Here is a 4,628-nt window from a genome sequence, read left to right as displayed (position 1 = left end):
AAGATCCTGAACACTTTATCTCCATAGACACTACAAAACGATTTCTGATAAAATCAAACATGAACCATTGCTATTCAACGGGTATGTTATATGTAAAATCAATACGACCGTCAAAGTCGGGAAAAACACAGTACAAATATAATTATATTATGTTTTACAGCATTATTTTCTTTGCGAAAACTTGGTTTATTAAATATATTTAACCAAATTGTGTTGTAAAACATGCATGAGCGTTGCGTTTTTCTGAAATAACTGTTATTGGCTTTTTCGAGCGTCTGCTCCCCACATTAATTTCTCACGTAATGTTTGATAAAAGGTATGGTTATATCGTTTTATAATTTTTGTAGTATAATCAGCAACAGCTACTGATAATTGAATACCGGTTGGGAAAACTTCGGATCGTCCGTCTAATGCAACTAAAAAGGATTTGCTTCGACTTTCTACTCCTAAGGTAATCTTATAGGAGTCAGGAATGACTAACGGGCGAACGTTTAGCGAATGAGGAGCTACTGGACTTAGAATCAGATTGTCACATTGAGGTATAAGGATGGGACCGTTAATGCTCATTGAATAGGCTGTAGAGCCGGTAGGAGTAGCAATTACTAACCCGTCAGCCTGATACGAAGTGAGATATTCTCCATTTAATTGCGTATGTATTGTAATCATTGAAGAGGTGTCTCGTTTAAGAATGGCTATTTCGTTCAATGCATAATTATATCCTCTGAATGGATGACCGTCAACAAAAAGTTGCAATAATCTTCGTTCTTCAATTTTATAATAGTTCCTGTATAACTCTTCAAGCGTCTCTTCGATCTCTCTGACTGGAACATCTGCTAAAAAACCGAGTCTTCCTGTGTTTATCCCTAATATCGGAACGTTTTGTTTATTTACACGAGCTGCGGTATGCAAAAAAGTACCATCTCCACCCACACTAAGTGCCAGGTCAATGTCAAATTCAAAGATTTCTTCAGTTAATACTCCATTTATTGACGGCTCAAAGCTTAGAGCATCAGCCATATACATATAAAAGCTATTATCTACATATATTTCAGCTTCCAAAGCTTCCAATTTCTCAAATAAGCGATGGAGCAAATTTTGTTTGTCCGCTTGGTAGTCACTCCCGAAGATGCCAACTTTCATTATCCAAATATTTTTACAGATTCATATAGTGTAAGAGTTCATTCATGCGTTGTTGCAGTAGCTCATCAACCATTCCCTTTTCCATAAAATGATAGAGTACAGTATAGTTAAAGCGTTCAAAACTACGAATAACCGGAGATGCATCTTCCATGTCTATCTTTAGAATGACAAGCAACCGATCTGTATCTTTATCACAACGCGTGAAAAGATTCAAAACACTGGCTTTATTGGATTCAATAATACGGGAAATGTCTGCAAGAGAATAATCCTGAGAAGCAACTTCAAGAATAATCACACTTCCGGCAGCCTCTGCATTAGAAAGTTCAGAAATAAGGTCTATCAGGCTTTCTCTGGTAATACAACCATAATATTTCCCTTCAGTGGTGATTACAGGGAGAAGGGTGAGATGATAACGTGTCAACGAAGCAAGTGCCTCATGTAAATGTCCGTTTTCCAAAATACTGGGACAAAATAAAACTGGGGCTCCGATAAGCGCAGTCGCATCAGGAGCTGCTAAAAGTTCTCTTTCAGACAAGATGCCCTGATAGGTATTCTCTTCAACTATCGGCAGATGCTTTAGTTTGAAGTCATCCATAAGTGTCAGTGCATATTCGATCGTATCAAAACTTTTTAACACCGGAATATCCTTTGTTATGAAATCTTTCGCCAACATTGTTCTACTAATTCCCTAAATACTGCTATTTTTGCATTTATGTTATTACAAAAGTAATGAAAGAAAGGATATAACAAGTGACAATGACGCATTTAAGTGTTAACATAAATAAAGTTGCTACCATTCGCAACGCCAGAGGTGGCAATATGCCCAACTTAATAAATATTGCCCAAGATTGTGAATTATTCGGAGCAGAAGGTATTACTGTTCATCCTCGTCCGGATGAACGTCACATACGTTATTCCGATGTTTATGAATTAAAACCGGTCATTAAGACGGAATTTAATATAGAGGGTTACCCATCTCCTGAATTTGTAGATTTGGTATTGAAGGTTAAACCTACGCAGGTAACGTTAGTACCGGATGCTCCGGATGCTATAACTTCGAATGCCGGTTGGGATGTGAATGAGCATTTTACTACCCTAAGTGAATTGGTTGATGCTTTTACGGGAGTCGGTGTGCGTACTTCAATTTTTGTTGGAACCGAATTGGATAATATCGAAGCGGCGGCTAAAACCGGAACAGACCGGATCGAGTTATATACTGAGCCCTATGCCAGCTTATATGGTCAGGATAAAGAGTCTGCGATTGCCCCTTTTGTGAAAGCGGCTGAATTCGCGAAGAACTTAGGTTTAGGAGTAAATGCAGGGCACGATCTGAATCTTGAAAATTTAGCCTGGTTTAGTCACCATATTCCATGGATTGAAGAAGTGTCAATAGGTCATGCATTAATCTGTGATGCTTTATATTATGGATTAAAAGAGACGATATCGCTTTATAAAGCATGTTTAAGATAAAAACAGAAAATAAATAGTAACCGAATAAAACAAGATCAAATGAGTGTTTTACTTTCTTTACAAGCTGCAGCAGCGCAAACAACAGAAACAATGCCGGACTTAACGGCGGAAATTATGCCTACTGAGGCAGAAATAAATGTGATTGATCTGGCCTTTAAGGGTGGATGGATAATGGCAGTCTTGCTTCTACTTTCTATAGTAGCCGGCTATTTTATCATCCAGCGATTGATTGTTATCAGACGTGCCGGAAAAGAAGACACTTCATTTATGAATCGTATAAAAGACTATGTACATGATGGTAAGATTGATTCTGCAATCAAACTATGCCAGGGAACAAATACACCATCTGCGCGTATGATCGAGAAGGGACTTTCTCGTTTAGGCCGTCCGATGAATGATGTTCAGGTAGCCATAGAGAACGTAGGAAATCTTGAAATTGCAAAATTAGAAAAAGGTTTTCCTATGATTGCAACAATTGCTGCAGGTGCGCCCATGATCGGGTTTTTAGGGACGGTAACCGGAATGATCCGTTCGTTTTTTGATATGGCAAATGCCGGCAGTAATGTCGATATTACTATTTTATCAGGTGGTATTTATGAAGCTTTGGTGACAACTGTAGGGGGACTTGTAGTTGGTATCATCGCTTTGTTTGCTTATAACTATTTGGTTTCGCAAGTGGATGAAGTAGTTCATAAAATGGAAGCCAGTACAATGGAATTTATGGACTTGCTGAATGAACCGGCAAATTAAGGAGAGAAAGAAATGGGGTTAAAACGAAGAACAAAAGTCGATTCATCCTTTAGTATGGCGTCCATGACGGATATCATCTTTTTATTGTTGATATTTTTCATGCTCTCTTCTACGGTGGTGATTCCTAATGCCATAAAAGTGACGCTTCCGCAATCAAAGAAGCAAACTTCTGCCAAACCACTTACACGCGTAACCATCGATGCCAATCTGAATTATTATGTTGCAGTTGGTAAAGACAGGGAAAAACAAGTCTCTTTCGATGAGATTACACCATTTCTGCAAAGCAGTTATGTGCAAGAACCGGAAATGTTTGTAGCTCTTTATGCAGACGAGACAGTTCCTTATAAAGAAATAGTGAAAATTCTGAATATAGCGAATGAGAATAAATTCAAAATGGTGCTTGCCACTCGTCCGCAGCAGAAGAGATAGCGCTTATGAAGTTTAATAAAGATGATATATATAGTATCGGTGGCTCGATCGCTTTTCACCTAATACTTCTGATTATTTTGGGATTTATCGTGATGAGATCGGTAGTTCCTGAAGACGATGGCGGGGTATTAGTTAATTTCGGGAACGTTAATGCTGCTGCAGGTACATTTGAACCACGTTATAGCGGGAGTCAACTACCTCAACAACAAACGCCTCCTTCTCCGGTAAGTCAGCCTGAAGCCAAAACGGAAGATTTGGTTACGCAGGATATTGAAGAGAGCGTATCTCTGGAAAATGAGAAGAAAAAAGAGAAAGAGGAAAAGGAACGGAAAGAGCTTGCAGAGAAAGAACGTATTCAACGTGAAGAAGCTGAACGTAAGAGACTTGAAGAAGAACGTAAGAAGAAAGAACAAGCCATTAGTAACCGCGTGGCAGGAGCTTTTGGTATAGGACATGCCGATGGTGGAAGCCAGGGGGATGCAACATCCGGCGAGGGAAATCAAGGTAGCCCGTTTGGCAACTCCGATCATGGAGAAAACGAAGGAATCGGTGGTTACGGTTCTTTTAATCTTAATGGTCGTTCTTTAGGAGCAGGAGGCTTACCTCGGCCGGCATATACGATACAAGAAGAAGGACGTATTGTTATAAATATAACTGTTGATCCGAAAGGAAATGTCATATTTGCTGAAGTAGGTCGTGGAACGAATATAGATAACGCTTCCATGCGTAAAAGTGCGATAGAAGCGGCTAAACGTGCAAAATTTAATAGTATTAACGGTACGAATAATCAGAGTGGAACTATCACTTACAGGTACTCACTAAAATAAGATTGTATGAAA

General features: G+C 39.0%; 6 protein-coding genes. 4 read left to right on the top strand and 2 right to left on the bottom strand.

Annotation, left to right across the window (positions count from 1 at the left end):
• Positions 1-255 precede the first annotated feature (255 nt).
• Together PHT93_RS15060 and PHT93_RS15055 are read right to left on the bottom strand one after the other, a co-directional pair.
• On the bottom strand, positions 256-1,140 hold the full coding sequence (locus PHT93_RS15060) for an NAD kinase (protein WP_300244589.1): 885 nt from the start codon (positions 1,138-1,140) through the stop codon (positions 256-258).
• A gap of 13 nt (positions 1,141-1,153) precedes the next feature.
• A complete protein-coding gene (locus PHT93_RS15055) occupies positions 1,154-1,813 on the bottom strand; it encodes a CBS domain-containing protein (protein ID WP_300244586.1) in 660 nt (219 codons plus the stop codon).
• An 83-nt stretch (positions 1,814-1,896) separates the two neighbouring features.
• Here PHT93_RS15055 and PHT93_RS15050 point away from each other — a divergent pair, with 83 nt between their 5' ends.
• From PHT93_RS15050 to PHT93_RS15035, 4 genes are all read left to right on the top strand, one after another.
• Complete coding sequence (locus tag PHT93_RS15050; RefSeq protein WP_300244584.1) at positions 1,897-2,610, top strand: pyridoxine 5'-phosphate synthase; 714 nt, start codon at positions 1,897-1,899, stop codon at positions 2,608-2,610.
• Between the two features lie 90 nt (positions 2,611-2,700).
• Positions 2,701-3,360, top strand: coding sequence for a MotA/TolQ/ExbB proton channel family protein (locus PHT93_RS15045; RefSeq protein ID WP_300244591.1), 660 nt, complete (start codon positions 2,701-2,703; stop codon positions 3,358-3,360).
• A gap of 12 nt (positions 3,361-3,372) precedes the next feature.
• On the top strand, positions 3,373-3,789 hold the full coding sequence (locus PHT93_RS15040) for a biopolymer transporter ExbD (protein ID WP_300244583.1): 417 nt from the start codon (positions 3,373-3,375) through the stop codon (positions 3,787-3,789).
• Between the two features lie 5 nt (positions 3,790-3,794).
• Positions 3,795-4,616, top strand: a complete 822-nt coding sequence (locus PHT93_RS15035) for an energy transducer TonB (protein WP_300244581.1) — start codon at positions 3,795-3,797, stop codon at positions 4,614-4,616.
• Positions 4,617-4,628 lie beyond the last annotated feature (12 nt).

Source organism: Massilibacteroides sp., from assembly GCF_028705895.1.
Taxonomy (GTDB): Bacteria; Bacteroidota; Bacteroidia; order Bacteroidales; family Tannerellaceae; genus Massilibacteroides.
The sequence above is the reverse complement of the archived record's forward strand: the minus strand, read 5'-3'. Positions and strand labels throughout refer to the sequence as shown.